30 protein-coding genes are annotated in these 26,986 nt (G+C 51.5%); 27 read left to right on the forward strand and 3 right to left on the reverse strand.

Going from position 1 to position 26,986, the window contains the following annotated elements; genetic code table 11:
* Window positions 1-7 precede the first annotated feature (7 nt).
* The 17 genes from fliO (at window position 8) to EHW56_RS12490 (ending at window position 16,385) form a co-directional block, all read left to right on the forward strand.
* Window positions 8-391 carry a flagellar biosynthetic protein FliO gene (gene fliO / locus EHW56_RS12410; RefSeq protein ID WP_158010009.1) on the forward strand — a complete coding sequence of 128 codons (384 nt, stop codon included), beginning with the start codon at window positions 8-10 and terminating at the stop codon, window positions 389-391.
* Window positions 388-1,227: a flagellar type III secretion system pore protein FliP gene (fliP, locus tag EHW56_RS12415; protein WP_077578010.1), complete on the forward strand. Its 840-nt coding sequence runs from the start codon at window positions 388-390 to the stop codon at window positions 1,225-1,227. Before fliO ends, fliP begins: the two co-directional genes overlap by 4 nt.
* An 11-nt stretch (window positions 1,228-1,238) precedes the next feature.
* On the forward strand, window positions 1,239-1,508 hold the full coding sequence (fliQ, locus tag EHW56_RS12420; protein WP_046074938.1) for a flagellar biosynthesis protein FliQ: 270 nt from the start codon (window positions 1,239-1,241) through the stop codon (window positions 1,506-1,508).
* A gap of 11 nt (window positions 1,509-1,519) precedes the next feature.
* Complete coding sequence (fliR, locus tag EHW56_RS12425) at window positions 1,520-2,302, forward strand: flagellar biosynthetic protein FliR (RefSeq protein WP_152796257.1); 783 nt, start codon at window positions 1,520-1,522, stop codon at window positions 2,300-2,302.
* A 4-nt stretch (window positions 2,303-2,306) separates the two neighbouring features.
* A complete protein-coding gene (gene flhB / locus EHW56_RS12430) occupies window positions 2,307-3,443 on the forward strand; it encodes a flagellar biosynthesis protein FlhB (protein WP_152796260.1) in 1,137 nt (378 codons plus the stop codon).
* Window positions 3,444-3,593: 150 nt separating this feature from the next.
* Entirely contained in the window at window positions 3,594-5,699 is a 2,106-nt protein-coding gene (flhA, locus tag EHW56_RS12435; protein ID WP_152796262.1) for a flagellar biosynthesis protein FlhA, read from the forward strand.
* Between the two features lie 109 nt (window positions 5,700-5,808).
* Window positions 5,809-7,275: a flagellar biosynthesis protein FlhF gene (flhF, locus tag EHW56_RS12440; RefSeq protein WP_370517161.1), complete on the forward strand. Its 1,467-nt coding sequence runs from the start codon at window positions 5,809-5,811 to the stop codon at window positions 7,273-7,275.
* Entirely contained in the window at window positions 7,268-8,155 is an 888-nt protein-coding gene (locus EHW56_RS12445; protein ID WP_046074933.1) for a MinD/ParA family protein, read from the forward strand. The genes flhF and EHW56_RS12445 overlap by 8 nt, the downstream gene beginning before the upstream one ends.
* Window positions 8,148-8,873, forward strand: coding sequence for an RNA polymerase sigma factor FliA (locus tag EHW56_RS12450; RefSeq protein WP_046074932.1), 726 nt, complete (start codon window positions 8,148-8,150; stop codon window positions 8,871-8,873). The genes EHW56_RS12445 and EHW56_RS12450 overlap by 8 nt, the downstream gene beginning before the upstream one ends.
* A gap of 55 nt (window positions 8,874-8,928) precedes the next feature.
* Window positions 8,929-9,297 carry a chemotaxis response regulator CheY gene (gene cheY / locus EHW56_RS12455; RefSeq protein ID WP_046074931.1) on the forward strand — a complete coding sequence of 123 codons (369 nt, stop codon included), beginning with the start codon at window positions 8,929-8,931 and terminating at the stop codon, window positions 9,295-9,297.
* 30 nt (window positions 9,298-9,327) lie between these two features.
* Window positions 9,328-10,062: a protein phosphatase CheZ gene (locus EHW56_RS12460; RefSeq protein WP_152796266.1), complete on the forward strand. Its 735-nt coding sequence runs from the start codon at window positions 9,328-9,330 to the stop codon at window positions 10,060-10,062.
* 9 nt (window positions 10,063-10,071) lie between these two features.
* Window positions 10,072-12,306, forward strand: a complete 2,235-nt coding sequence (locus EHW56_RS12465) for a chemotaxis protein CheA (protein ID WP_152796268.1) — start codon at window positions 10,072-10,074, stop codon at window positions 12,304-12,306.
* Window positions 12,307-12,324: 18 nt separating this feature from the next.
* Window positions 12,325-13,461 (forward strand): chemotaxis response regulator protein-glutamate methylesterase, encoded by a 1,137-nt coding sequence (locus tag EHW56_RS12470; RefSeq protein WP_046074928.1) that lies wholly within the window; start codon window positions 12,325-12,327, stop codon window positions 13,459-13,461.
* Between the two features lie 10 nt (window positions 13,462-13,471).
* Window positions 13,472-14,254 carry a ParA family protein gene (locus EHW56_RS12475; RefSeq protein ID WP_046074927.1) on the forward strand — a complete coding sequence of 261 codons (783 nt, stop codon included), beginning with the start codon at window positions 13,472-13,474 and terminating at the stop codon, window positions 14,252-14,254.
* Window positions 14,241-15,428 carry a chemotaxis protein CheW gene (locus EHW56_RS12480; protein WP_152800429.1) on the forward strand — a complete coding sequence of 396 codons (1,188 nt, stop codon included), beginning with the start codon at window positions 14,241-14,243 and terminating at the stop codon, window positions 15,426-15,428. The genes EHW56_RS12475 and EHW56_RS12480 overlap by 14 nt, the downstream gene beginning before the upstream one ends.
* Window positions 15,429-15,462: 34 nt before the next feature.
* The gene (locus EHW56_RS12485) at window positions 15,463-15,951 is read left to right on the forward strand and encodes a chemotaxis protein CheW (RefSeq protein ID WP_021023081.1); all 489 of its coding nucleotides are present in this window, start codon (window positions 15,463-15,465) and stop codon (window positions 15,949-15,951) included.
* Window positions 15,951-16,385, forward strand: coding sequence for a DUF2802 domain-containing protein (locus tag EHW56_RS12490; RefSeq protein WP_046074924.1), 435 nt, complete (start codon window positions 15,951-15,953; stop codon window positions 16,383-16,385). Before EHW56_RS12485 ends, EHW56_RS12490 begins: the two co-directional genes overlap by 1 nt.
* A gap of 21 nt (window positions 16,386-16,406) precedes the next feature.
* On the opposite strand, the gene EHW56_RS12495 is transcribed toward EHW56_RS12490, so the two are convergent.
* Together EHW56_RS12495 and EHW56_RS12500 are read right to left on the reverse strand one after the other, a co-directional pair.
* Window positions 16,407-16,706 (reverse strand): EscU/YscU/HrcU family type III secretion system export apparatus switch protein, encoded by a 300-nt coding sequence (locus tag EHW56_RS12495; protein WP_370517160.1) that lies wholly within the window; start codon window positions 16,704-16,706, stop codon window positions 16,407-16,409.
* Entirely contained in the window at window positions 16,706-17,515 is an 810-nt protein-coding gene (locus tag EHW56_RS12500; RefSeq protein WP_152799786.1) for a hypothetical protein, read from the reverse strand. Before EHW56_RS12500 ends, EHW56_RS12495 begins: the two co-directional genes overlap by 1 nt.
* Before the next feature lie 120 nt (window positions 17,516-17,635).
* On the opposite strand from EHW56_RS12500, the gene ccmA reads away from it, so the two are divergent.
* From ccmA to EHW56_RS12550, 10 genes are all read left to right on the forward strand, one after another.
* Complete coding sequence (gene ccmA, locus EHW56_RS12505; RefSeq protein WP_152796274.1) at window positions 17,636-18,253, forward strand: cytochrome c biogenesis heme-transporting ATPase CcmA; 618 nt, start codon at window positions 17,636-17,638, stop codon at window positions 18,251-18,253.
* The gene (gene ccmB, locus EHW56_RS12510; RefSeq protein ID WP_077578019.1) at window positions 18,250-18,918 is read left to right on the forward strand and encodes a heme exporter protein CcmB; all 669 of its coding nucleotides are present in this window, start codon (window positions 18,250-18,252) and stop codon (window positions 18,916-18,918) included. Before ccmA ends, ccmB begins: the two co-directional genes overlap by 4 nt.
* A 28-nt stretch (window positions 18,919-18,946) precedes the next feature.
* On the forward strand, window positions 18,947-19,684 hold the full coding sequence (locus tag EHW56_RS12515; protein WP_046074920.1) for a heme ABC transporter permease: 738 nt from the start codon (window positions 18,947-18,949) through the stop codon (window positions 19,682-19,684).
* Window positions 19,684-19,890 carry a heme exporter protein CcmD gene (ccmD, locus tag EHW56_RS12520; protein WP_077638738.1) on the forward strand — a complete coding sequence of 69 codons (207 nt, stop codon included), beginning with the start codon at window positions 19,684-19,686 and terminating at the stop codon, window positions 19,888-19,890. Before EHW56_RS12515 ends, ccmD begins: the two co-directional genes overlap by 1 nt.
* Window positions 19,887-20,372: a cytochrome c maturation protein CcmE gene (gene ccmE, locus EHW56_RS12525; RefSeq protein ID WP_046074918.1), complete on the forward strand. Its 486-nt coding sequence runs from the start codon at window positions 19,887-19,889 to the stop codon at window positions 20,370-20,372. Before ccmD ends, ccmE begins: the two co-directional genes overlap by 4 nt.
* Window positions 20,369-22,333: a heme lyase CcmF/NrfE family subunit gene (locus tag EHW56_RS12530; RefSeq protein ID WP_152796276.1), complete on the forward strand. Its 1,965-nt coding sequence runs from the start codon at window positions 20,369-20,371 to the stop codon at window positions 22,331-22,333. Before ccmE ends, EHW56_RS12530 begins: the two co-directional genes overlap by 4 nt.
* Entirely contained in the window at window positions 22,330-22,881 is a 552-nt protein-coding gene (locus EHW56_RS12535) for a DsbE family thiol:disulfide interchange protein (protein WP_152796277.1), read from the forward strand. The genes EHW56_RS12530 and EHW56_RS12535 overlap by 4 nt, the downstream gene beginning before the upstream one ends.
* Window positions 22,878-23,444 carry a cytochrome c-type biogenesis protein gene (locus tag EHW56_RS12540; protein ID WP_152799784.1) on the forward strand — a complete coding sequence of 189 codons (567 nt, stop codon included), beginning with the start codon at window positions 22,878-22,880 and terminating at the stop codon, window positions 23,442-23,444. The genes EHW56_RS12535 and EHW56_RS12540 overlap by 4 nt, the downstream gene beginning before the upstream one ends.
* Window positions 23,441-24,652: a c-type cytochrome biogenesis protein CcmI gene (gene ccmI / locus EHW56_RS12545; RefSeq protein WP_077578023.1), complete on the forward strand. Its 1,212-nt coding sequence runs from the start codon at window positions 23,441-23,443 to the stop codon at window positions 24,650-24,652. Before EHW56_RS12540 ends, ccmI begins: the two co-directional genes overlap by 4 nt.
* A gap of 75 nt (window positions 24,653-24,727) precedes the next feature.
* Window positions 24,728-25,486, forward strand: coding sequence for a VacJ family lipoprotein (locus tag EHW56_RS12550; protein ID WP_152796281.1), 759 nt, complete (start codon window positions 24,728-24,730; stop codon window positions 25,484-25,486).
* A gap of 83 nt (window positions 25,487-25,569) precedes the next feature.
* On the opposite strand, the gene EHW56_RS12555 is transcribed toward EHW56_RS12550, so the two are convergent.
* A complete protein-coding gene (locus EHW56_RS12555; RefSeq protein ID WP_152796283.1) occupies window positions 25,570-26,916 on the reverse strand; it encodes an outer membrane protein transport protein in 1,347 nt (448 codons plus the stop codon).
* Window positions 26,917-26,986 lie beyond the last annotated feature (70 nt).

Below are 26,986 nucleotides of genomic sequence, written 5' to 3' on the forward strand. Positions count from 1 at the left end.
GATGACGGTGAACCGACGCGTTTGGGGTGTACTCTTGGTGCCAATGCCCGTGTGGGCGGCGGCGCCCGAGGTCAGTATAGTGACAATGCTGTTGTCGCTGGGGTTGGTGCTTGGGCTTATCTTTGCTCTGGCCTGGTTGCTGCGACGATTAAAAGTGCCGGGGCTGGCACAGCAAAGTGACGGAATCACGATCGTCAGCCAATTGGCAGTGGGTCAAAAGGAGCGCATTCTGGTGGTCGATATCCACGGCGAGCAGCTGGTTGTCGGCGTAACGGCTACCAGCGTGAACGTGTTAAAAACACTGGATAACCCCATTCCAACGGCGACGCCAGCGTCTGACAAGCCTTCTCGCTTTGCCAATCAGCTTAGCCAACTGTTGAATCGAAAATGACGATACGAATGTTATTGGCCGCTTGGGTCTGGGTGGCAGCTACCTTATTTACACCGTTTGCTGCAGCCGAACAAGAAGCGACGCCAGCACAAGAAAGCATCACCACCGAATCGATTAGCGAAAGTGGTGAGGCGGCACGTTTAGAAGTGGGTCGCAATACGGGAGGCGGGATCCCAGCGGTCACGATGCGTGTCAACCCGGATGGCAGTGAAGACTACTCCGTCACGTTGCAAATTCTGGCAATAATGACCGCGCTGGGCTTTTTGCCAGCGGTTGTCATTTTAATGACGTCGTTCACTCGGATCGTGGTGGTGATGGCCATTTTGCGTCAAGCCATGGGGTTACAGCAAACGCCATCGAACCAAGTGATCATTGGCATCGCGATGTTTTTGACCTTATTTATTATGTCACCTGTGATTGACCGAATGAACACAGAGGCGATTCAGCCTTATATCAATGAACAAGTCACAGCAAGGGAAGCCTTTGATCGGGTACAGGTGCCGCTGCGTGAGTTTATGCTCCGGCAAACGCGGGTTAAAGATTTGGAAACCTTCGTCAATATGTCCGGATCACAAGTCGATGAGCCTGAACAAGTCCCGATGACGGTGCTGATCCCCGCGTTTGTAACGTCTGAGCTCAAAACCGCGTTCCAAATTGGCTTTATGCTGTTCTTGCCGTTTTTGGTGATTGATTTGGTCGTGGCGTCGGTATTGATGGCAATGGGTATGATGATGCTATCGCCCATGATAGTGTCGTTACCCTTCAAGTTGATGCTATTTGTTCTGGTTGACGGGTGGAACTTGATCCTCTCCACCTTAGCAGCCAGTTTCGGCTAAAGGAGGCAGCGATGGCCCCAGAAGCGTTTGTCGAGCTTTTCCAAGATGCGCTCTATTTGGTGTTACTCCTCGTCTCAGCGATTGTGGTGCCTGGTTTGTTGGTTGGCCTGATTGTCGCCATCTTTCAAGCGGCAACCTCGATTAACGAGCAAACGCTGAGCTTTTTACCGCGTTTGATCGCGACCTTTATTGCGCTGATGTTTTTTGGCCACTGGATGACACGAATGCTGATGGAGTATTTCTATCGCTTGATTGATCACATCCCCAACATTCTCTACTGACGAGGCAAGCCATGGAATATCCAGCCTCGGTGATTTTATCTTGGATGGCTAACTACTTTTGGCCCTTTACCCGTATTTCGTCAATGATGATGGCGATGACCTTCTTTGGCGCGCGGTTTGTGCCAGTGAGGATCCGCCTCTACCTCTCTTTAGCGATTACCTTTGCCGTGATGCCCGCGTTACCGGCCGCCCCCGAGAATATCGAGCTGGTCTCTTTTGCGGGGTTTACCGTGCTTGCGCAGCAAGTGATCATAGGTGTGGCGATGGGGATGGTCACTCAATTTATCACCCAAACGTTTGTGGTGTTAGGGCAAATTTTGGGGATGCAGTCGAGCTTGGGTTTCGCATCCATGGTCGACCCGGCTAATGGTCAGAATACCCCTTTGCTAGGGCAGTTTTACTTATTTTTGGCGGTGATGTTGTTTCTCGCCACGGATGGGCATTTAAAAATGCTTAACCTAGTGGTGATGAGCTTTGATACCTTACCGATTGGCGAGATGATTGGTGCTGCCGACTACCGCAGTTTGGCGCAGTGGTTCGGGATCATGTTTAAAGTTGCCCTCAGTATTTCCCTAGCAGGCGTTATCGCCTTGCTGGTGGTCAACTTGTCATTTGGTGTGATGACGCGCGCCGCGCCGCAGCTAAACATTTTCTCTCTTGGCTTCGCTTTTGCATTGTTAATGGGGTTGCTGATCAGCTGGTATTTGCTGTTCGGTATGTTGACGCATTACAACAATCATTGGGAAACAGGGTTAAACCAAGTTTGTTCGCTAATTCGAATTAATTGCGAGTAGAGGCATGGCAGAGAGCGACGGTCAGGAAAGAACAGAAGACGCCACGCCCCGAAGGCAGGAGCAGGCGCGGGAAAAGGGCCAAGTACCGCGCTCAAGAGAACTGGCTTCCGTGGCAGTGTTAGTGGTCGGGGCGATCAGTTTGATGTGGTTCGGGCAAGCGCTGGGCGAAGCCTTAATGGCATTGATGACGCGCCTATTCTCCTTGTCACGTGCAGAGATCTTTGATAGCTCAGAGCTGATGCTGGTGGTGGTCGGTGAGCTACTGCATTTGATTTTGCCACTTGGGCTGATCTTGATTGTGCTATTTATCTCCGGCCTCGTGGGAGCGGCCGGGCTTGGTGGGGTGAGTTTCTCTTGGGAAGCTGCACGGCCTAAGCTGTCGAAAATGAGTCCGCTTTCTGGGTTTAAGCGTATGTTTGGCACCCAAGGCTTGGTCGAGCTATTGAAGTCTATCCTCAAAGTGCTGTTGGTCGCCGGCGTGGCGGCTTATCTGGTTTATGTGAACCTGGAAGACTTCTTTGAGCTGACCATTGATACCTTTCCCAGCAATCTCTACCACGCGCTCGACATATTAATGAACTTCGTATTGCTCGTGTGTTGCTCACTGTTGGTTGTGGTGGTCATTGATGTGCCGTTTCAAATTTGGCAACACAATGAGCAGCTTAAAATGACCAAGCAAGAGGTAAAAGACGAGCACAAAGAAACTGAGGGTAGCCCAGAAGTGAAAGGGCGTATTCGCATGTTGCAGCGTGAGATGGCGCAACGCCGGATGATGGCGGACGTGCCTCAAGCCGATGTGGTCGTGACTAACCCCGAACACTACTCCGTGGCGCTACGCTACAACAGTGATATGGATAGTGCGCCCGTCGTGATAGCTAAAGGCTCGGACTTTACTGCATTGAAAATACGAGAAATTGCGGCTGAATATGACATTGCCATTGTCCCCGCTCCCCCACTGGCGCGGGCATTGTATTTTAGCACCGAGCTTGAGCAACAGATCCCTGACGGTTTGTTTACCGCCGTCGCGCAGGTCTTGGCGTATGTCTTCCAGCTTAAGCAATACAAAAAAGGACGGGGTCGACGACCCACTCGTCCTGATGACGCTTATTTACCTATCCCTTCCGACTTGCAGCATGACTAAGCGTTGCTGAACGCGGCAATGTCAGCGCAGTGCCAAAATGCTGACACTTTATTGTCTTTTTTTGGCGTAAAACTTGCTTCCTCTGCATTCCCGTTTTGATTATACGCGGCACAGGCCCGCGTTCACCAATCATGGATTTGAACGCTTAACATGTTAAAAGCCAACTGGCGATTGCCATTTTCTGACAAAGTGCCTTACCACAAGTTAGGAGCGATGCCGGCTATCGGCGCGCCAGCACTGGTATTAGCGACCTTAGCGATGGTGGTTCTGCCTGTTCCACCGATGCTGCTCGACTTGATGTTCTCATTTAACATTGCATTGTCGCTCGTGGTCTTGCTGGTCACCATTTATACACGGCGCCCACTTGAGTTTGCGGCTTTCCCAGCGGTGCTCTTGATTGCAACGTTAATGCGGCTGGCGCTTAACGTTGCTTCCACGCGTGTGGTTTTGCTTTATGGACACGAGGGCTCGGATGCAGCAGGCCAAGTGATTGGTGCTTTTGGCTCGGTGGTCATTGGTGGTAACTATGCCGTGGGCTTGGTGGTCTTTCTTATCCTGATGATCATTAACTTCATGGTCGTCACCAAAGGTGCGGGCCGGATTTCAGAAGTGACCGCGCGTTTTACCTTGGATGCATTGCCGGGTAAACAAATGGCGATCGATGCCGACTTAAACGCAGGGCTTATCGACCAAGAACAAGCACGGTCACGACGCCAAGAAGTCACGCAAGAAGCGGATTTTTATGGCTCAATGGACGGTGCGTCTAAATTCGTTAAAGGCGATGCCATCGCCGGTATTTTGATCCTTTTCATCAACATTGTGGGTGGCTTGTCTATCGGGATGGGTCAACATGGCTTGGGTTTTTCCGAGGCGTTGGAGGTATATACCTTACTGACCATTGGTGATGGTCTGGTTGCACAAATACCGTCGTTGCTGCTGTCGATAGGCGCCGCCATCATGGTGACGCGACAAAACACCGAAGAAGACATGGGACAACAGGTGGTATTCCAGCTGTTTGATAACCCGCGTGCGTTGATGATTGCCACCGGTATTTTGACGGTGATGGGGCTAGTACCGGGGATGCCTCATGTGCCTTTCTTGCTGCTGGCAGTGATTTGTGGTGGCCTGGCGTACTGGAAATACAAGCAATATCAAAAATCACAGCAAGCGCCGGAGCAAACCGATCTTCCCGAAGCCGCGCCCGCTAAACCGAAAGAGTTATCATGGGACGATGTGCAGCCGGTAGATGTTATCGGACTAGAGGTTGGATATCGTCTGATTGCCATGGTCGATCGTGATCAGGGCGGAGAGCTGCTCGACCGAGTCAAAGGCGTACGTAAAAAGCTGTCGCAAGATTTTGGTTTTTTGATCCCACCGGTACATATTCGCGACAACCTTGAACTGCCACCCCATAACTATCGCATCACCTTAATGGGGGTCGCTGTCGGAGAAGCCGACGTCCACCCTCAACATGAACTCGCGATCAACCCAGGTCAAGTTTTTGGCCCTATCGACGGCGAGCCCACCCAGGATCCGGCTTTCGGCCTTGAGGCGGTTTGGATTGAGCCAAGCCAACGAGAGCATGCCCAAGCGCTCGGTTACACCGTGGTTGACTCTGCCACTGTGTTGGCCACCCACCTTAGCCAGATGTTGACCAACAACGCCGAGCGTTTATTGGGTCATGAGGAAGCGCAAAATCTGGTCGATATGTTAGGTAAGCAAGTACCGCGCTTGGTTGAAGGACTGATCCCGGATCAAATTCCGCTCAGTGTGCTAGTCAAAGTACTGCAAAACTTACTGAGTGAAGCGATCCCTATTCGTGATATTCGCACTATCGTGCAAACCATGGCTGAGTATACCGGTAAGAGTCAAGATCCTGACATTTTAACCGCAGCAGTCAGGATTGCATTGCGTCGTCTGATCGTTCAAGAAATCAATGGCAGCGCCCCTGAACTGCCAGTTATTACGCTTGTTCCTGAACTGGAACAGATGTTGCATAAAACTATGCAGGCATCCGGTGGCGAGTCGACAGGGATTGAGCCGGGTCTGGCTGAGCGGTTGCAGTCTTCGTTGGCTGAAGCGACGCAACAGCAAGAGTTGCAAGGAGAGCCGGCCGTATTGCTAACGTCTGGCGTGCTACGAGCGACATTGGCGAAATTTGTTAAAAACACAATACCGACACTACGCGTCTTGTCTTATCAAGAAGTGCCTGATGAAAAACAAATTCGTATCGTCAATGCGGTTGGCAACAATTAACATCGTTTATGAGTAGGGCAGTGCTTTGAAAATAAAACGTTTTTTTGCAAAGGATATGAGAGCAGCGTTAAGCCAAGTGAAAGAAGAACTTGGCGCTGATGCGGTGATCATGTCTAACAAAAAAGTGACAGGCGGCGTAGAAATTGTCGCGGCGGTTGATGCGGATACAGAGCCAATGCCTGATAAGCCCGCACTAAAAGCGCAGCAACAATCTGCTCAGGCTTATTCTCAGGCTCACCGCCAACTTGCGGATGATCAAGTGCAACTGCGTCAACGGCAACAGGCAGGTGGTCGTCAAAACGGTCATACTAAGCGCCCACCTCGTTTTTCTGCCATGTTGGATGAGTACCGTGACCAATCTCAGCCCGCGGAACCAGAAACAGAAGCTGATTCGTTGAGCGCGTTGCTACAACGCCAACAAAAGCAGCCAGCACGGAGCCCATCGCCATCAGGGGCTGACGAGCGGCCCGCCGCGCTAGGACGCGGTTATGAGCCTCGTCGGCAACTTAAAAGTAGCAGTCGTTCTGGCTGGCAAACGGCTGCCAATAAGTCGAGCGGTCCGCATGCATCTTCGTCAACGTCCAAGCCTAAGCTAGATCCATCCCGGTTTGAGGCACGCCAATCCCAGGCTTCTCATCAAGAAATTGATGCAATGCGTCAGGAAATGGCATCAATTCGAAGCTTATTAGAACACCAATTGTCGGGGCTTATGTGGCAAGAGGTAGAGCGGCGAGAGCCGTTACGCGCCATGCTTATCAAACGCTTAGAGCGTATGGGACTATCTTCTGAGCTAGCGGATCAACTGGCCTGTTATATCCCAGAAGAGACACCACCGAATGAGGCGTGGCAAGCGCTCCTTGACTTGGTTGCGGATCAGGTGATCACGGTTGACGAGAATATGCTAGAAACCGGCGGCGTGATTGCACTTCTTGGTCCGACAGGGGTCGGGAAAACCACTACGATTGCTAAGCTGGCGGCGCGAGCCGCGATGGAATTTGGCCCGGAAGATATTGCCTTGGTGACCACAGATACATTCCGTATCGGTGCCCATGAACAGTTAGCCACGTACGGCCGTATTCTTGGTTGCCCCGTTAAAGTGGCTAAAGATGCCGATGAGCTTGCCGACATCCTTTATCAGCTGCGTCATAGACGCTTGATATTGCTAGATACCGCCGGGATGGGGCAGCGTGATCTTCGCTTGTCGGAACAGCTCGATACCCTGATGCAAAATAGTGGCTCGCATATTCGTAGCCTACTGGTGTTACCGGCGACATCACAACGCCGTGTATTGCAAGAAACCATTGAACATTTTCGCCGCATCCCGTTATCGGGATGTGTTCTGACCAAACTCGATGAATCGCTCAGCCTCGGTGAATTGTTGTGTGTCACCATCGAAAATGCCCTGCCTGTGGCCTACTTAGCCGACGGGCAACGTGTGCCGGAAGATATCCGCCAAGCCACGGGACAGTTCCTGGTTGGCAAAGCCAGTGAAATGTTGGAGTCAGGTGCGGATCAGCACAATCACTTCTGGAACAGTGATGTCCCAGAGTCGAATGGGGCGGACTTTTATGATTGAGACAAGCATGCAAGATCAAGCAAGCGGCCTGCGCCGTTTAACCAATCCGTCACGCACCAAGGTTATTACCGTAACCGGGGGAAAAGGTGGCGTAGGAAAAACCAATGTCACGCTGGGAATGGCCGCGTCTATGGCTCGCCAAGGGAAAAAAGTCATGGTGTTGGATGCCGACCTTGGCCTCGCCAATGTGGATGTGCTACTTGGCCTAAGAGCGGGCAAGAATCTGTCTCATGTGCTTCAAGGCGTCTGTGATCTGAAAGATATTATTCTCGAAGGTCCGCACGGTATGAAAATCGTACCTGCATCGTCTGGTCTTCAAGGTATGACGGAGCTCACACCGGCGCAACATGCTGGTTTAATTCGCGCTTTTGGTACACTCGAAGAAGAGGTTGATGTACTCTTAGTGGATACTGCCGCGGGGATTTCAGACATGGTACTGAGTTTCTCGCGCGCCGCACAAGATGTCGTCATTGTGGTCTGTGATGAACCTACATCAATTACTGATGCGTATGCATTGATTAAAGTACTCAGCCGTGAACATGGTGTGACACGCTTTAAAGTTGTTGCAAATATGGTCAGAAGCTACCGTGAAGGACGAGACTTGTTCACAAAATTAACGCGAGTCACTGAAAGGTTTCTCAATGCTAATCTAGAATTAGTAGCATGTGTTCCCGTTGACGAAAGGGTGAGGCAAGCAGTGAGAAAACAAAAAGTTGTCATTGACGCATTTCCTCGCTCGCCCGCATCATTGGCAATGAATGCGCTGGCGAACAAAGCGCTGACTTGGCCGGTGCCGCGAAATCCGGGAGGCCATCTTGAGTTTTTTGTTGAGCGGTTGCTTATCAAAAATGATGACGCAGGAGAGTTAGTTCGTGAATAGAGCGCTCACGTATAGCCGCACAGGGGCAGATCGCCAAGCGGTACTTGAGCGTTATTCGAGTTTGGTCAAGCGCATCGCGCATCACTTGATGGGGCGCTTGCCACCGAGTGTTCAAGTAGAAGATTTGATCCAAGCTGGTATGGTCGGCCTCCTTGAGGCACAGCAAAATTATGACCCCGCCAAAGGGGCGAGTTTTGAAACTTATGCCGGTATTCGAATTCGCGGTGCTATGCTGGATGATATGCGCCGCGGTGACTGGGTGCCACGGTCTGTCCACAAGGCGAGTCGTTCAATCAGTGATGCTATCGCATCGCTAGAAAAAGCGTTAGGTCGGGATCCAACCGACGTGGAGGTTGCAGAAAAGCTTGATATGAGCTTAGAGCAGTACCATCAGGCGCTTAACGATGTAAACTGTGGGCGTTTGATCGGGATGGATGATCTGGGCGTCTCTGAAGATGCATTCACAACAGAGAGTCGCCGTAATGACAACACTCCCTTTCAGGGTGTTGCGGAAGACAGTTTCAAAGCCGCATTAGCGGCGGCGATCAAAAGTCTTCCTGAAAGAGAGGCGCTGGTGCTATCTCTTTATTATGATGAGGAATTAAACCTCAAAGAGATAGGAGCAGTGATAGGGGTCAGTGAATCCCGGGTCTGTCAGATTCAAAGTCAGGCTACGCAACGTTTGAGAGCTAAGCTATCCGCTTGGCATAGTGAGTAAGTAACTGTTTCGACAATAAAACGAGACCTCACCGGAGGCAACCTTGGATAAAAACATGAAAATTCTCGTTGTTGATGATTTTTCAACAATGCGCCGTATCGTAAAGAATCTTCTTCGTGACTTAGGTTTCAACAATACCGTTGAAGCGGATGACGGCTTAACCGCGCTGCCAATCCTCAAAAAAGGCGGTATTGATTTTGTCGTGACCGATTGGAATATGCCTGGTATGCAGGGGATTGACTTGCTTAAAGAAATCCGTAAGGACGGCGATCTTAAGCACCTGCCTGTATTGATGATCACCGCTGAGGCGAAGCGCGAGCAAATTGTAGAAGCCGCGCAAGCAGGGGTGAACGGTTACATTGTTAAACCTTTTACTGCCGCTACGTTGAAAGAAAAGCTCGATAAGATTTTCGAGCGTATGTAATTCGCAAGCGCACAGTAAGAAGGAACCGCCATGATCAATCTGGACCAAGCGAAACAATTGGTCGCGTATCTTGAAAACGGAGAGCAAGATAACGCTAATACGCTTCTTACCGAAATAGCGAAAGAAGCGCGTGACCCACTGTTCAATGAAGTGGGGAAGCTCACCCGCCAATTACATGACTCGATTACTGACTTTCGTTTGGATCCTAGAGTGAGTGATTTGGCCAACGTGGATATCCCTGACGCTCGCGACAGGCTCACGTATGTCATGCAGAAAACCGAATTGGCCGCCAACAAAACCATGGATTCGGTTGAACGAACCATGCCGATAGCAAGCGAGCTGCAAGACAACTTGCAAGCTGTTCGCCCCAACTGGAACAGCCTGATGCGCGGTGAGATTGCCTTGGATGAGTTCAAGTCGTTGTGTCACAACATTGACGAACTCTTGACCCAAGTAGAAGGGGGCGCGACAGAATTGCACGCGCACCTGACTGAAATCCTCATGGCACAAGACTTCCAAGACTTAACCGGCCAAGTTATTCGGCGCGTGATTGAATTGGTGCAAGAAGTTGAGCAACAGCTGGTAGAAATACTTACCGCCTTTGGCATGGATGGCGCTGCGATTGACGCAGCACCGGCGAAAAAAGCAGATGATACCACCGATAAGTCAGCCCCTGAGGGTCCTGTGATTCACCCTGAAGAGCGCGATGACGTGGTTCACAGCCAAGATGATGTTGACGATTTATTATCGAGTTTGGGTTTTTAGAGGTGCGCTATGAGCTTTGAGATGGATGAAGAAATCCTTCAGGACTTTTTGATTGAAGCGGGAGAGATCCTCGAGCAGATGTCTGAGCAGCTGGTCGATTTGGAGCGTGCCCCTGATGATGCAGACTTACTAAACAGTATTTTCCGTGGCTTCCACACGGTAAAAGGTGGCGCGGGCTTTCTTGGCTTAAATGCGCTGGTCGATACGTGCCACGGTGCTGAAAACGTCTTTGACAACTTACGTAATCACGGACGTGAGGTGACATCAGATGTGATGGACACCATTTTGCAGGCGCTGGACACTGTCAATGATCAATTCGCCGCGGTACAAAACCGCGAAGAGCCAGTGCCAGCCGATGGTGCCTTGCTTGAAGCACTACACCGCTATGCGAAACCCGCGAGTGAAGATGAGGCTGTGGTGGAAGAGCCTGCACCTGAACCAGACCCCGAGCCAGAACCCGAACCTGAACCTGAGGCGTCTGAAAGTGACGCATCAAACCAAGACGACAGTGCGATCAGTGGCGACTCAGTGGATGAGATCACCCAAGATGAATTCGACAAGTTGCTCGATCAGCTCCATGGTGAGGGAAAAGCACCCACGGCGTCTGATTCAGCATCAGAAAAGCCTGAGGTGGTGGAAAGCACTGAGGCGGATAGCGGCGATATTACCGACGACGAGTTCGAAAAACTGCTTGATGATTTGCACGGTGCAGGTAAAGGCCCTGCTGGAGGGGCAAGCGACACCAGCAATGAAAGTCCATCAGCGCCATCGGATAAGCCCGCTTCGGCGTCGTCCCAATCTGGTGGTGATGAGCTGATCGATGACGACGAGTTTGAAAAGCTCTTGGATGATTTGCACGGTAAAGGCAAAGGCCCCGCCGCCGAAGCGGAGAAAGCGAAAGCGGATGCCGATAAGGTGGATGCACAAGCCAAACCTCAGCCAAAGTCGGAGCCTGCGCCCGCACAAAAAGCGAGCAAGCCTGAGCCCGCGAAAGAAAGTACACCGAAAAGTGCCGGCGCGGGTGCTAAAGCGCCTGCTGCGGCAGAAAAGGCACCTGAGAAGAAGCCACCGGCCGCCCCTCAACAAGAGCAAACGGTACGAGTTAATACCTCCACGCTTGACGGCATTATGAATATGGTCGGTGAGCTGGTGTTGGTGCGTAACCGCTTAGTGAGTCTGGGCCAAAGCAGCAACGATGAAAGCATGGCCAAGGCGGTTACCAACCTAGATGTGGTTACTGCCGACTTGCAAGGCGCGGTGATGAAAACGCGTATGCAGCCAATTAAAAAAGTATTTGGCCGCTTCCCCCGCGTTGTCCGTGACTTAGCACGTAGCTTGAAAAAAGAAATCGTCCTGGAAATGCAGGGCGAAGAAACCGATCTGGATAAAAACCTGGTCGAAGCGCTGGCTGACCCTATGGTCCACTTGGTACGTAACTCGGTGGATCACGGTATTGAAATGCCTGATGAGCGTGAAAAAGCGGGTAAACCTCGTGTCGGTACCATCACCCTCAAAGCGTCACAAGAAGGGGATCATATTCTCCTGACCATTGCTGATGACGGTGGCGGTATGGATGCTGAAAAGCTGAAGAGCATCGCGGTTGACCGTGGTGTCCTTGATGCAGAAGCGGCGGCTCGCTTAAGTAATAGTGAAGCGTACAACCTGATTTTTGCTCCTGGCTTTTCAACCAAAACCGAGATTTCCGATATTTCTGGTCGTGGTGTGGGGATGGATGTGGTGAAAACCGGCATCACCAAGCTTAATGGCTCGATTAATATCGACTCTGAGTTAGGTCGAGGGACAGTCCTGGAAATCAAGGTGCCATTAACGCTGGCGATATTGCCAACCTTGATGGTAGGCGTTGGTGAAAATCCGTTTGCCTTCCCGCTGTCGAATGTCAGTGAAATTATCAGCTTGGACATGTCCAAAACCAACACGGTGGATGGGCAGCTTACCTTGATTGTTCGAGACAAAGCCATCCCGATTTTCTTCTTGCAAGATTGGTTGTGTAAAGGATCAACTGATATCGATAAAACCAAGGGACATGTGGTGATCGTGCAAATCGCGCATCAACGCATCGCGTTTGTGGTAGACACCTTGTTTGGTCAAGAGGAGGTGGTCATTAAGCCACTTGACGAACTACTTCAAGGGACGCCGGGAATGGCAGGGGCAACCATCACCAGTGATGGTCATATTGCTCTGATCTTGGATGTGCCCAACCTGTTGAAACATTACGCAGGTTAATTTGAGAAAAGGACGCCCATGGCAGTAAAAGTATTGGTGGTAGATGACTCCAGTTTCTTCCGTCGCCGTGTTAGTGAAATCATCAATGCCGATCCGAGAATGGAGGTCATTGATAGTGCAGTGAATGGCAAGGAAGCGGTGGAAAAAACCGCTCAACTCAAGCCTGACGTTGTCACTATGGATGTGGAGATGCCAGTACTTGATGGTATCTCGGCGGTGCGCCAGATCATGGCGCAAACGCCCACACCAATTTTGATGTTTTCATCGTTGACGCATGATGGGGCGAAAGCCACGTTAGATGCACTTGAAGCTGGGGCGCTCGACTTTCTTCCTAAAAAGTTTGAGGACATCGCTCGCAATCGCGAAGAAGCGACCAGTTTACTGCAACAGCGCGTACTCGAAATTGCGCGTAAACGGCCGGTACTTCGACGTGCGACGCGCCCATCCTCCCCAGGCAGTACTGGGCAAACGGCTTCGCCATCGGGCGGTGTGCGCACGCCTGCGCGCCCAGCGTCCCGCCCTGCGGTGGGGACGAGTGCGCCGTCCAAGGCGCCAGCGCGATTTACCGCCACAGGGAAACGTTACCAATTGATGGCGATTGGTACGTCGACCGGTGGTCCCGTTGCGTTGCAAAAAGTACTGACCAAGCTACCTGCAAACTTTCCGCTGCCGATTGTTTTGATTCAACATATGCCTGCCACATTCACATCGGCGTTTGCGCAGCGCCTGAATGGACTGAGCAAAATCACTGTCGTTGAAGCGAAAGATGGGGACACGCTCAAACCTGGGCACGCCTACCTGGCGCCGGGAGGGATGCAAATGATGATTGATGGCAGACCAGGCGCGGCACGTCTAAAAATTCTCGACGGCGGCGAGCGGATGAATTACAAGCCTTGTGTGGATGTGACCTTTGGCTCCGCCGCTAAAATATATGGCGATAAGGTTCTGTCGATGGTGCTCACCGGTATGGGCGCAGATGGTCGAGAGGGCGCACGTATGCTAAAAAGCGCGGGGGCAACTATCTGGGCACAGGACGAAGAAAGCTGTGTCGTTTATGGCATGCCGCAAGCAGTGGCGAAAGCGGGTATCTCGTCGGAAGACTTACCGCTGGAGAGGATCGCCGAACGCATCATGGTTGAGCTGAATTTAAAATAAGGAGTGGGGCTTGATAGTCTGGAGTATCGCCAACCAAAAGGGCGGTGTTGGTAAGACAACCACCACGGTGACATTGGCAGGATTGATCAGTGAACGTAAGAAACGTGTCCTGCTAGTGGATACGGATCCACACGCTTCTCTCTCGACCTATTTGAATTTTGATTCAGAGCAGCTGCCAGCGAGCTTGTTTGATTTGTTTCAACTACAAACTGTCAATAAAGAGACTGTGAAGCCGCTCATTGTCAAAACACAGTTTGAGAATATGGACTTAATTCCTGCACACATGTCGCTGGCGACGTTAGACCGTGTGATGGGGAACCGGGGTGGCATGGGGTTGGTGCTAAAAAAAGCACTGGATGCATTGGCTGACGAATATGACTATGTGTTGATTGATTGCCCACCGATTTTGGGCGTGATGATGGTCAACGCGTTGGCGGCCAGTCATCGTGTATTGATCCCGGTTCAGACCGAGTTTTTGGCGATGAAAGGGTTGGAACGTATGATGCGCACGTTGCAGATCATGCAAAAGTCTCGTAGCTCTAACTTTAATCTCACTATCATTCCAACCATGTACGACAAGCGTACGCGGGCATCGCTGGAAACCCTACAGGAGCTTAAAATTCGCTATAGCGATCAGGTCTGGGCCTCAGCCGTGCCTATCGATACTAAGTTTCGAGATGCAAGCTTAAAGCATATGCCAGCGTCTTTCTATGCGAAAAATTGCCGTGGTGTATTTGCCTACAAAACTCTATTAACCTATTTGGAGCGACTGGAGCAGGATGAACAAGCATAATGCCCTATCCAGTGGTCAAGCGCTCGACGATTACTTTGAGGCCCTGCTGGATGACTTAGGTGAGGTAGCCCAACCAGGCAAACAGCCTGTAGAGCCCGCTAGTGCCACGCCGGAGGTGTCGTCTGCATCGTACCTCGGTGATGCTTCCCCACGGCTTCAGCCACAGCCTATAATGAATGCGGGAATACCTGAGCCGGTCGCGTATGCTGAGCCGGAACGCGACTTGGCGGAAGTCGAGCGATTACTTGCCCAGCTCAAAGTCGATGAAGAGGCGGAGCTGGAAACGAAAACGGCGACCCAAACTGAAGAAGACGTTGCCCAAGAGACGGCCGAGCAGGTTGTCGATCCTGCTGTGGAAGAGGCACAAGAGCAAACCCTTGAAACCTATACCATGGCCGATTGGGGGCTTGATGTTGAGGAGCAGGTTCAGGTAGACGAGGCGGTCCCTGAGGTAGAAACTCTTACCGAGACCGAGACCGAGACCGAGACCGAGACCGAGACCGAGACCGAGACCGAGACCGAGACCGAGACCGAGACCGAGACCGAGACCGAGACCGAGACCGAAGCGTACGTCGATGTCGCGGTAGAAGCAGAACAAGCTGATCCGGAACTTGATACAGAGGCCGTTGAGGAGACGGTACAAGCAGAGCAGATTCACGACGAGGCTGAAGCCGACACGCAAGCCGGTGACGATCTGCCCCCCACTCAATGGGAAAATGCTGAAACGGAAGCAGAGTTTCAGGTATTATTCTTTGAAAGCATGGGTGTGACCTACGCGGTCCCTTTAGCCGAATTGGGCGGTATTCATCAATTGGGCGAGTGCAATCGCCTTATCGGTCGGCCGGATTGGTATCTAGGATTGCAGACAGAAAAGCAACAACAGCTTGATGTTGTTGATACCGCTCGCTGGGTGATGCCAGAAAAACTGGCAGATAATCAGCACAGGGACGACTATAATTATATTGTGATTCTGGGCGATAGTAAGTGGGGACTGGCGTGTGATCAGTTACTCGGTACTCAGACGCTCAGTGGCAAAGCGATTCGCTGGCGAAAACAAGCGGGAAAGCGACCTTGGCTAGCGGGCATGGTTAAAGAAAAAATGTGTGCTCTGATCCATGTTCAAGCATTTATTGCTATGTTAAATCAGGGAATTGACGCCAAGGCGATGGCGTAATAACTAGTTACACAGCGCGTAAAGAGGAAAATCAATGTCTCAGGTAGCTGAAATTCAAAAAGAAGGCGTCAATGACGAGGTGTTGCAGTGGGTTACTTTTCAGCTTGAAGAAGAGACCTACGGCATTAATGTAATGCAGGTACGTGAAGTGCTGCGTTACACTGAGATTGCACCCGTACCGGGCGCCCCTGACTATGTATTAGGTATCATTAACTTGCGCGGCAACGTCGTTACCGTGATAGATACACGGTCGCGTTTTGGCTTGGCGTCAGCCGAGGTCACCGATAACACGCGCGTGATCGTTATCGAAGCCGAGACCCAGGTGATTGGTATTATGGTTGATAGCGTCGCGGAAGTGGTGTACCTGAAAACATCAGAAATCGATACCACGCCAAGTGTTGGCACGGAAGAAAGCGCTAAGTTTATTCAAGGCGTGAGTAACCGCAATGGCGAGCTTCTTATCTTGGTTGATCTCAACAAGCTGTTGACCGACGAAGAATGGAATGAGATGGCAATGCTGTAATGATGGAGCTTGTGCTGACGTGGTCGCCTGTTGCTGTGACGGTGGTGTTTGCCATCGTTGCTTTATGGCGCCTTCGCGCAGAAAAGCGTGCCAGGCAGCGACTAGAGAATAAGCTGCAAGCTATGGAAACCGTGCTCAAGAGTGCGCGTCAACGCCATGACAGCTTAGCGAAGCAATTTAATGAATTGCGGGCAGGTAGCATGGGGATGGGGCAGAAGCTCGCCGATTTATCTGCCAATGTGGATGAGTTGTTAGAAAAGCATGTTGAGCTGGAAATGCAGGATTCGGAAAGCCGTCTCTATAGTCGAGCCAGTAAAATGGTTGATTTGGGCGCGGATGTTGATGAGTTAATGCAAGAGTGTGATCTCCCCAAAGCAGAGGCCGAATTGCTGCTTAATCTGCGTAAACGACAAGCTGCCAATCAGCAGCGCTAACCACTAAAACTCTCCGATACCCTATACCAAGGTGTCTATCGGTGTATGTCCCTGCCAACCTGGCGGGGTCTTTCCCTCCAGTACCCAAGCGTACGCAATCAATTCGGCAATCACTCGATAGAGCTCAGGTGGGATCTCATCATCTTTATCTAATCGGTCTAGCCAGGCGAGTAAATGAGCATCTTGATGAATGAGTGCACCTTGCTCACTCAAGGCCTCAATCAGCTCCAGCGCCAGTTGATCAGTGGCTTTCGCTTTGACTTTTGGGGCCTGGTAGCCGTCATACCCGAGAGCCACTGCGCGTTTTTTATCTTTCATCATTAAACCCTCATGGAAATGCCAGCGGCTGGCACATCACTCTCTGATTCTGGTCCGGTTTCATCGATCTCTTCACTGATCGCTATATCTAAGGCAATCGCTTGATGCGCAAACCGCTCACTGAGCCAGTCAAGCGTTTGATGAATGCGGTGTTTGAGTGTCGTTGTCGGTGCGGTCAGTGTGAGTGCTCTTTCGTGCTTGGACAAGGTTAAGTCGGCACGGACAAATTGGTGCCTAACCGGAAGATATAGGCGAACGTGCCACTGAACCGTTTCCTCAGTGGAGGGAGACGTTTGTTCACCTTGTTTTTTTGCCGTGACACGAACGGGCGGCCGCTGGAGATCGGAAAAAGGTAATACCCATTGCCACTCGCCAGGGCGTGATGACTCAGCCACTCTTTGCTCGGCCATCAGTCTTAATGAACCCGTAAGATTATCGCCCTCTGACTGGGGCGAGAGCCATTGCTTGAGTAGTGTGGCAAGCAACTTATCGGCAGGGCGTTGTGTGAGCCACTGGACAATGGTGTCTGAACTGGTTCCCTGTTGATGGCCGGGAGTGGGAAGCGTCCAAGCGGTAAGTAGTGATTGCATTAACGCTTGGGTTGATGCTGGCTGTTGTCTCATGGTGGCAGTCAGTGCAGGTAACAAATGTAACTGGGCTAACACATCGGCCAACCCTGTGCTGGCCGCGGTATGTATTAGGGTAAATTGTGCCTGCGACAGCGCGCGGCCATCGATTGATGGCAAGGACGGTGAGGCGATGGCTGCGGGTTTTACCATCAAATGCTGTAGATTGGTTGGTGCAATCTTCATGGTTTCTCACAATTATTTACGCGAGTCACACTTTGCAACCCTGTGGTAACTAACAGTCATTTTGACCATTGTGGTACTATGCGTCCACTTTTGTAACACAAGCAGGATGCAACATTTGTCATGTTGGAAGTGAAACAGCTTTGCTGTGTTCGTGATGACCGAGTGTTGTTTGATGCGCTGACATTCTCTCTGGCTCCTGGTGATCTCGTACAAGTAGAAGGCCCAAATGGAGCAGGCAAAACCACATTATTGCGTATCATCGCTGGCCTTGGGTTGGCGGACAGTGGCGAGGTCTGTTGGCAGCAGCAGGCGATCACCCAACAACGCGATGCCTTTTATCGCGATCTTCTTTTTTTAGGTCACACCACAGGGGTCAAGCGCGAACTCACCGCGTTTGAAAATCTGGCCTATTACATGCGGATGCATGGACGGTGTGATCATGATGCAATTTGGCAAGCACTTGCCAAGGTCGGTTTGGCGGGGCGTGAGGATATCCCCGCGGGACAGCTGTCTGCGGGACAAAACCGGCGCGTTGCCCTCGCACGGCTTTGGTTAAGTGACCGGAGATTGTGGATTCTCGATGAGCCGCTGACGGCGATTGATAAACAAGGGGTGAAAGTGCTTGAAGCTGTGTTTGAGCGGCATGTGCAACAAGGCGGAATGGTGCTATTTACCACTCACCAGGACATGTTTGTGGGTCACCCGCTATTGCGTCGTATTCGTTTGGGGGCGCAATGATCAAAGCGATGTGGTTGATTATTCGCCGAGAGTTAAAAGTCGCTTTTCGTCAGCCGGCTGATAGTCTAAACCCTTTGTGGTTTTTTATTATTGTGATCACCTTATTCCCGCTCGGTGTTGGGCCTGGCCCTCAGTTACTGCAGACCATCGCCCCCGGCATTATCTGGGTCGCGGCATTACTGTCTGCACTGCTGTCACTTGAGCGTTTGTTCCGTGATGACTACCTTGATGGGTCGCTTGAGCAAATGATGCTGATGCCCGTCCCCTTGCCGCTGTTAGTGATTGCTAAAGTCATTGCCCACTGGTTATTGACCGGCTTGCCCTTGTTATTAGTCAGCCCAGTGTTGGCATTATTGCTATCGCTAGATGGGGTCCAGTATCAAGCGGTGGTGATGACCCTATTGTTGGGCACGCCCACATTGAGTTTTGTTGGTGCGATCGGGGTTGCCTTAACAGTGGGTCTTCGCAAGGGAGGTGTTCTTTTGAGCTTGCTGATCCTCCCGCTTTATATTCCTGTACTGATTTTTGCCACCTCAGCAATTGATATGGCGGGATTTGGTGCAGACATCAATGGACAGCTGGCGATCCTTGGTGCCATGTTGGCCGGGTCCGTCACCCTGGCCCCCTTTGCTATCGCCGCCGCGTTGCGTGTGAGCGTGAACTAATTATTAATCAGGAAGTAGAGCAATTGTCATGTGGAAGTGGCTTCACCCTTACGCAAAGCCGGAAGTGAGCTACCGGCTGTGTGGAAAACTTCTCCCTTGGTTTGCTGTGTTGGCAGGCTTGAGCTTGGTTGTGGGCATGGTTTGGGGCTTAGCCTTCGCGCCAGCAGACTACCAACAAGGCGATAGTTTTCGCATTATCTATATTCATGTCCCTGCCGCTATTTGGTCGATGGGGGCCTATATGTCGATGGCCATCGCGGCGTTTATTGGTCGTGTTTGGCAGTTAAAAATGGCGGATTGGGCGGTGGGTGCTATTGCACCAGTGGGGGCCGTGTTCACCTTTATCGCCTTAGTCACTGGGGCCATTTGGGGCAAGCCCATGTGGGGCGCGTGGTGGGTGTGGGATGCACGCCTCACTTCTGAGTTAATTCTATTGTTCCTCTACATTGGTGTCATGGCTTTGTATAACGCGTTTGACGATGCGCGCACGGCCTCGCAAGCGGCGGGGATCTTGGCGATGGTGGGGGTGATTAACCTGCCTATTATCCACTTTTCGGTTGAATGGTGGAACACGCTGCATCAAGGCGCCACGATCACTAAGTTTGCCCGCCCCTCGATCGACCCTGGGATGCTTTGGCCGTTACTTGTTTGTTTATTAGGCTTTGCCTGCTTTTTTGTCGCCTTGACCTTGATGGGACTGCGTAATCAAATTTTATTAAGAGAGTCTCACCGGCCTTGGGTTCGTGCACTGGCGGAGGGGAAATAATGCATTTTGAGAGTTTTAGTGCGTTTTTAGCGATGGGAGGCTATGCCGCTTATGTCTGGAGCGCATTTGGTATCACGGCGGCTGCGATGCTGGCACTCATCCTTGGTTATCGACGGACACATAAAAAACGCCTGCAAGCGGTCAAACAGCAAATCGCCCGTGAGCAGCGAATAAAAGATGCACAAGCACTGGAGAACACATTATGACGCCCCGACGTAAAAAACGGTTGTGGATCACGTTAGCGTTGCTAATTGGTGTTTCGACCACTATCGGTTTGGTTTTGTATGCCTTGAACCAAAACATGGATCTGTTCTACACACCGACTGAAATCGTGCAAGGCAAGCCGGATGGAAGCAAGCCCGAGGTGGGCCAGCGCTTAAGAATTGGCGGCATGGTGGTGGAAGGTTCAGTGAAGCGCGATCAGGAATCGTTGCAAATTCAGTTTGATGTTGCCGATGTGGGTCCCGCCGTCACCGTGACGTATGAAGGAATTTTGCCGGACCTTTTTCGGGAGGGGCAAGGTATTGTCGCCCAAGGCGTGCTGGTTAACTCACGCACTGTGAAAGCGAGTGAGGTGTTGGCTAAGCATGATGAAGAGTATATGCCGCCTGAGATAGCCGAGGCGATGGAAAAGAATCATCAGCCGCTTGAATACACAGAGGAGCAAAAACAAGGTAGTCAGTTATGATTGTTGAGCTCGGGCATTATGCGTTAATCCTGTCGTTGGGACTGGCGCTGTTATTGAGTTTCTATCCGCTGTATGGCGCCAATCAAGGCCATGAAGGGATGATGAAAATGGCGCGTCCTCTCTCTTTGGGGATGTTTGCCATGTTGCTGTTTTCTTTTATCGCGTTGAGTTGGGCATTTTATACCAACGACTTTACGGTGGCCTATGTCGCGAGCAACTCCAACAGTGCCTTGCCTTGGTACTATCGCTTAACCGCAGTTTGGGGGGCGCACGAGGGATCACTGTTACTTTGGGTGCTGATTCAGGCGCTTTGGACCGTGGCGGTGGCGGTATTTAGCCGCGGCATGCCGTTGTCTTCGGTCGCACGGGTATTGGCCGTGATGGGAATGATTTCGGTCGGTTTCTTGTTGTTTATTATTCTTACCTCGAACCCGTTTGACCGCACCTTGCCTTATTTCCCCGTCGACGGGCGTGACCTCAACCCATTGTTGCAAGATCCGGGGCTCATTGTGCATCCTCCTATTTTGTACATGGGGTATGTAGGTTTTTCGGTCGCCTTTGCGTTTGCTATTGGTTCACTGCTTGCGGGACGTTTGGACACCGCGTGGGCGCGCTGGTCGCGTCCTTGGACCACCGCCGCATGGTTATTTTTAACCTTAGGCATTGCGCTCGGCTCTTGGTGGGCTTATTACGAGCTTGGCTGGGGCGGCTGGTGGTTTTGGGATCCAGTCGAAAATGCCTCATTCATGCCTTGGCTGGCGGGTACCGCTTTGATGCACTCATTGGCGGTGACAGAGAAACGGGGCACCTTTAAAGCGTGGACCGTGTTACTCGCCATTTCTGCGTTCTCACTCAGCTTGTTAGGGACATTCTTGGTGCGCTCTGGGGTGTTGGTATCGGTGCATTCGTTCGCCTCCGATCCGGCGCGTGGCTTGTTTATTCTTGGCTTTCTTGTGGTGGTGATTGGCGGTTCATTGCTGCTTTATGCGATGCGCGCCTCTGAGATCAAAGGGCGCACTAAGGTGTCGTTCATTTCACGAGAAAATGCCTTGCTGGTTAACAATACTTTGTTAATGACAGCGCTTGTCATCGTCCTCATTGGCACCTTATTGCCGCTTGTGCACAAGCAGTTGGGCCTTGGCTCGGTGTCGATTGGCGAGCCCTTCTTTAACTTCCTGTTTGCGTGGCTGATGCTACCGTTTGCCTTTTTCCTCGGCATTGGACCTTTGATTCGCTGGAAGCGTGACAAGCTGTCAACCTTAGCCAAACCGATGCTCGTGAGTGGTATTGCGGCTGTTGTTCTAGGTGTCGGTGCCATCGCAACCTTAGCGGACAGTTTCAAAGCGATGGCGGCAATGGGCGTAACCATGGCGCTGTGGATCACCTTCCTGCATGGCTATGAGCTTCACTTGCGTGCTACCCATCGTCATGCCTTTACAGTAGGGATTAAAAAACTGGGGCGCAGCCATTGGGCCATGGTGCTGGGTCATATTGGCCTTGCGATCACCATTATTGGGGTGGCAATGGTTGAGAATTATGACATTGAGCGTGATGTCAAAATGGCGCCGGGCAGCAGCGTCACTTTGCAAGGTTATACCTTTAAGTTTACCGACTTATCAGACAAGCAAGGGCCTAACTACCAGGGTTACGTGGCCTCGTTTGATGTATACCGTGGTGACACCTTTATCAACCATTTGGATGCCGAAAAGCGGTTCTATTCAGTGCAGCGCTCGATGATGACTGAAGCGACCATCGATCGTGGCTTTACGCGTGACCTATACATCGCTATGGGTGAAGAGTTGCCTGATGGCTCATGGGCAATGCGACTTTACTACAAACCCTTTGTGCGTTGGATTTGGTTTGGTGCCATTGTCATGGCGCTGGGTGGTGCGTTAGCGATCAGCGATAAGCGCTACCGGTTTCGTCGCAAGCGGGTACCCAAGCAGGAGGCCAGCGTATGAAGAAGGTACTTTGGTTTTTGCCATTATTGGCGTTTGCGGCACTGGCGGGCTTTTTTGTCGCTCAGCTCGACAACAACGCCAAAGGGGATGATCCGACTAAGCTGGAGTCAGTCTTGGTCGGTAAACCCGTGCCCGCTTTTCATCTCGAGGATCTACAAACGCCGAGCAAGGAGTATGACCAGGCCATTTTCACAGGCGAACCATTGCTGCTTAACGTGTGGGCAACCTGGTGTCCGACCTGTTATGCCGAACACCAGTTTTTGAACAAACTGGCGGCGCAAGGGGTAAAAATTATCGGTCTCAATTACAAAGATGATCGTGAAAAAGCAATCAAATGGTTGAACAACCTCGGTAATCCTTACCAGATTAGTCTGTATGATGGCGATGGGATGTTAGGGCTTGATTTGGGTGTGTACGGTGCGCCGGAAACGTTTTTGATTGATGCTAACGGCGTGATTCAGTACCGGCACGTGGGTGATGTGAACGCTCGTAATTGGCAGGAGACCCTCAAGCCGAAGTTCGACGCATTGAAGGAGGTTGACGGATGAAGCGACTGATCCTACTCAGCGTGCTGTGGCTGAGCGCGACCTTGGCGTTAGCGAATGCGATTGACGTGTACCAATTCGACTCGGCCGAGCAAGAGGCTCGGTTTCGTGCCCTCACCAGTGAGTTACGCTGCCCCAAGTGTCAAAATAACAGCATTGCCGATTCTAACGCCGAGCTTGCGCAGGATTTACGCCAAAAAGTGCACCAAATGTTACAGCAAGGTCGGACGGATGAAGAGATTCGCAGCTTTATGATCGCGCGTTACGGCAACTTTGTGACTTACAACCCGCCCGTCACCGCATCAACTGTAATTCTATGGCTGGCGCCTGCGCTGGTGCTGATGTCTGGCGTGGGGGTGATGATAGTGCGCAGCCGACGTGCCAAGCAGACCATCAATCACGCGTTGAGCGATGAGGAGCAGCAACGGCTCGATGCGCTGTTGTCATCGACAGAAGAGGACGATGATTCACCTGCAGGCACCTCAGCAACGAACATGGATACCCCCGCGGAGCAACCGGCGTCATCTGAGCATGCGTCAACCCAGCAAAATAAGGAGCCAAAATGATTGAGTTTTGGGGCGCGACCTTGGTGTTTTTTGTCCTTGGCGCAGTGATGTTTTTGTGGCCCCTTTGGCAAAAAAGTGAGCACGATCATCAGGGGAGCCGTGATGCACTCAATAAAGCCTTTTACTTTGACCGTGTGGAAGAAATTGAAGCGGAAAGTGCAGAAGGCTTAATCGATAATGCACGCGATCTGAGGCAGGATCTGCAGCAATCATTGCTGGACGATATCCCAGAAAAGGAGAAAGCCAAACAAGCGCGTCATTTGCGCCTGACGCCGATGCAGTGGGTGCCAGGTTTAGTCGTACTGGCGGTGGTCAGCTTCGGCTTGTATGGCATTGAGGGCAGTGCCAACCAAGTAGCGCAGTGGCAACAAACTGCCCAACAGTTACCGTCATTGTCCAAGCGTCTACTGGACAATGAACAGCCGCTGACGCAACAAGAGATGCAAGACTTAACCTTGGCGCTGCGCACACGCTTGCAGCATGAGCCGACCGATAGTACAGGGTGGCTGTTGCTGGGTCGTATTGGCCTTGCTAATCGAGACGGTGAAACGGCCAAAGGCGCTATGGAAAAAGCCTATGCTTTGGCGCCTTCACAACCTGATGTTCAAGTCGGGTTGGCGCAAGCCTTGTTGTTTGCCGGTGATGAGGCAGACAGTGTGCGGGCACAGAATTTATTAAAATCCGTGGTGAAAGCGGATCCCTTTAATCTGCAGGCGATGTCGTTGCTCGCGTATCAAGCGTTCGAGCAAGGGCGATATCAAGATGCCATTGCCACGTGGAAGGCGATGAAAACCTTGATAGGCAGTGACGATCCGCGTAACCAGACGTTAGATCAGTCGATCGCACGCGCGAAGCTAGCGCTTAACAGCGCCGATGGTGCGAAAGTCGCGGTAACAGTGGCACTGGGTCAGCAAGTGCAGTTACCCCAGGACGGCGTGGTGATTATTTCCGCGCATGCATCGGCAAACTCACCGATGCCAATCGCGGCCAAGCGCCTGCCTTTATCGAAGTTTCCCTTGTCTGTAGATTTGGCAGACACTGACAGCTTAAATCCTAATCAGGCGTTATCCTCGTATGATAAGGTGGTGATTCGGGCGCGGATTGACCAAGACGGCAATGTGGCCACCAAGCAAGGTGATTGGATTGGGCAGAGTTCTGAGGTAAGCGTGGGCAGCCAGGCTGAACTGGTTATCGACAAACAGCAATAACCAAGACAGAATAGTCATCATTGTTAGCAAGGCTGGGCATTCCCAGCCTTTCATTGTGTAGAGGAATCCCATTTGATGTGGAAACGTCTGTGTTTGATGGTGGCGGTACTCGGCCTGTTATCCGGTTGTGTATCACGTCCGCCAGGGGCAGAGCCGCACCCAGAAGACCCGTTAGAAGGCTTTAACCGTGCGATGTGGACGGTCAACTACGATTATCTGGATCCCTATGTGGCGCGTCCTGTTTCAATCGCTTATGTTGATTACGTGCCAAGCCCCGTGCGTACCGGGATTTCTAACTTTTTGGGCAACCTCGAAGAGCCCGCCAGCATGTTGAATAGTTTGATCATGCTGGAAGGCGAGAAAGCCGCGACCCATTTTAACCGCTTTTGGATCAACACCTTGTTTGGGTTAGGGGGCTTGATTGATATCGCGTCAGCGGCTGATATTCAAAAATATGATCAGCGCGAATTTGGTGATGCCATCGGTCACTATGATGTGGGAACGGGCGCGTATATTATGCTGCCTGGCTATGGGCCTACCTCAGTGCGAGAAGGCGCGGGCGAAGTCGTTGATGGCCTTTATCCGCCGCTTGCGTTACTCACCCTGCCGCAGTCGGTTTTAAAATGGATGTTTGATGGGATGGAGTCGCGCGCAGCGTTAGTGTCTCAGGAGTCGCAATTGGATAACTCGCCGGACCCTTATGCGTTTGCACGAGAGGCTTACCTGCAAAACCGTCGCTATCGCGCCAAAGGGGATGAAGCGCTTGAGCAACAACCTGCCTTGGATGATGAGTTTCTCGATGATTTTATCGATGATATCGATGCCGCGCCGTAGATCAGCGTAAGCGAGTTAGGTAAAACGCGATAAAAAACACCACGGCCAAAGCCGTGGTGTTTTTGTTGGATAAGGCGTGATGCTTAGAAACGATAGCTGGCTTGCACGCCAACTAACCACACATTACCTGTGGTTTCGCCTTCAAATTTACCAAATAGAGCCTCTGCATTTTTCTCTGATTCAGAGTTGATGCCATCACGCGGCTCTTTCACCGGGGCATCTTTGGCAAACACATAGGTAAAGGCCGCATCTAGCGTGAGCTTAGGGGTCACGTCATAGCCGGCGCCCACGCTTAACCAGGTCCGGTCAGTTTCTGGGATGGTCAGGGTGCGATTTTTATCGCTTACCGCCGACGTGTCATAGGCAACGCCTGAGCGGAGCGTCAGCTGCTGATCCCACTGATAGGTGGTGCCGATGGCAAAGCGGTAGTTATCTTCCCAATTTTCTACTTTTACCATTTGTGGGTCATTAGACAGCGATGGAATATCTGCTTCTAACTTGTCAAAACTGTTCCACTCGGTCCAGTTAATACTGGTGTGTACCGCCCACTGCTCAGTCAGTTGATGCAACGAAGAGAGCTCGGCGGTAGCGGGCAGGGTGAGATCCATACTGCCGGGATAGTGGTTGCCACTCAAAAGGTCTTTTGGTGCGAGTTGACCTTTATCAATTTCTATCTTGTTGTAAGTGACCCCTTCAGCATGTCCATCCAGCGTTAGGTTTACTTCGGAGCGATAGCTAATACCAACGCGGTGCTTGTCATTGATGTCGTACACGGCCCCCAATTGCCAACCCCAAGCACGGTCATCCCCTTCCATATATTTTAAAGTCGATCCTGCCGGAATGGACTTGTTAGCGGCCATCGTATTCGCTTGCGCGCCAATACTCCCTTCTCCCAACACATAACGGATACCGGCACCGAGGCGTAATTGCTCGGTGGCTTTCCAAGCGATATTAGGGTTGATCTCAAAGGTAGTCACCGCCGCTTCGTTACCAAACTGGGTCCCAGTAAAGTCATTGCCCAAATCGGTTTCCATGCCAAAGTTGGTCGCCAGAGCTAAGCCCGCGGTAAAGCGATCGTCGATTTGATGGGCAAAATAGAAATTAGGGATCACGGCATCATGGGCAACATCATCGGTTGACGTTGCAGTCTTTTTATCATTCGAGATGTTTGTGTTTGTCCCATCAATATCAACGTTAGGGTTCACATAGATACCCCCTGCTGATACTTGCGTGTCGGCAAGGTAGCTTAATAGCGCAGGGTTACGAAATTGCGCACTGGCGTTATCCGCCATTGCTGCTTCCCCTGCGAAAGCGCGGCCAAGGCCGGTTGCTGAGGTTTCTGCGAGCTGAAAACCGGCACTGTGTGCGGTCGTGGAAAGAGAGCCGAGCGCGGTGGCGACGGCAAGATAAACGATCTTATTATTTTTCATCTGCTTACTTGTTCGCTGTATAAAGGGAGGCCTAGAGTAAAAGCTCGCGTGCGTAAATCAATTTATCGCT

It is taken from the genome of Salinivibrio sp. VGrn1, assembly GCF_009377995.1.
Taxonomy (GTDB): domain Bacteria; phylum Pseudomonadota; class Gammaproteobacteria; order Enterobacterales; family Vibrionaceae; genus Salinivibrio; species Salinivibrio siamensis.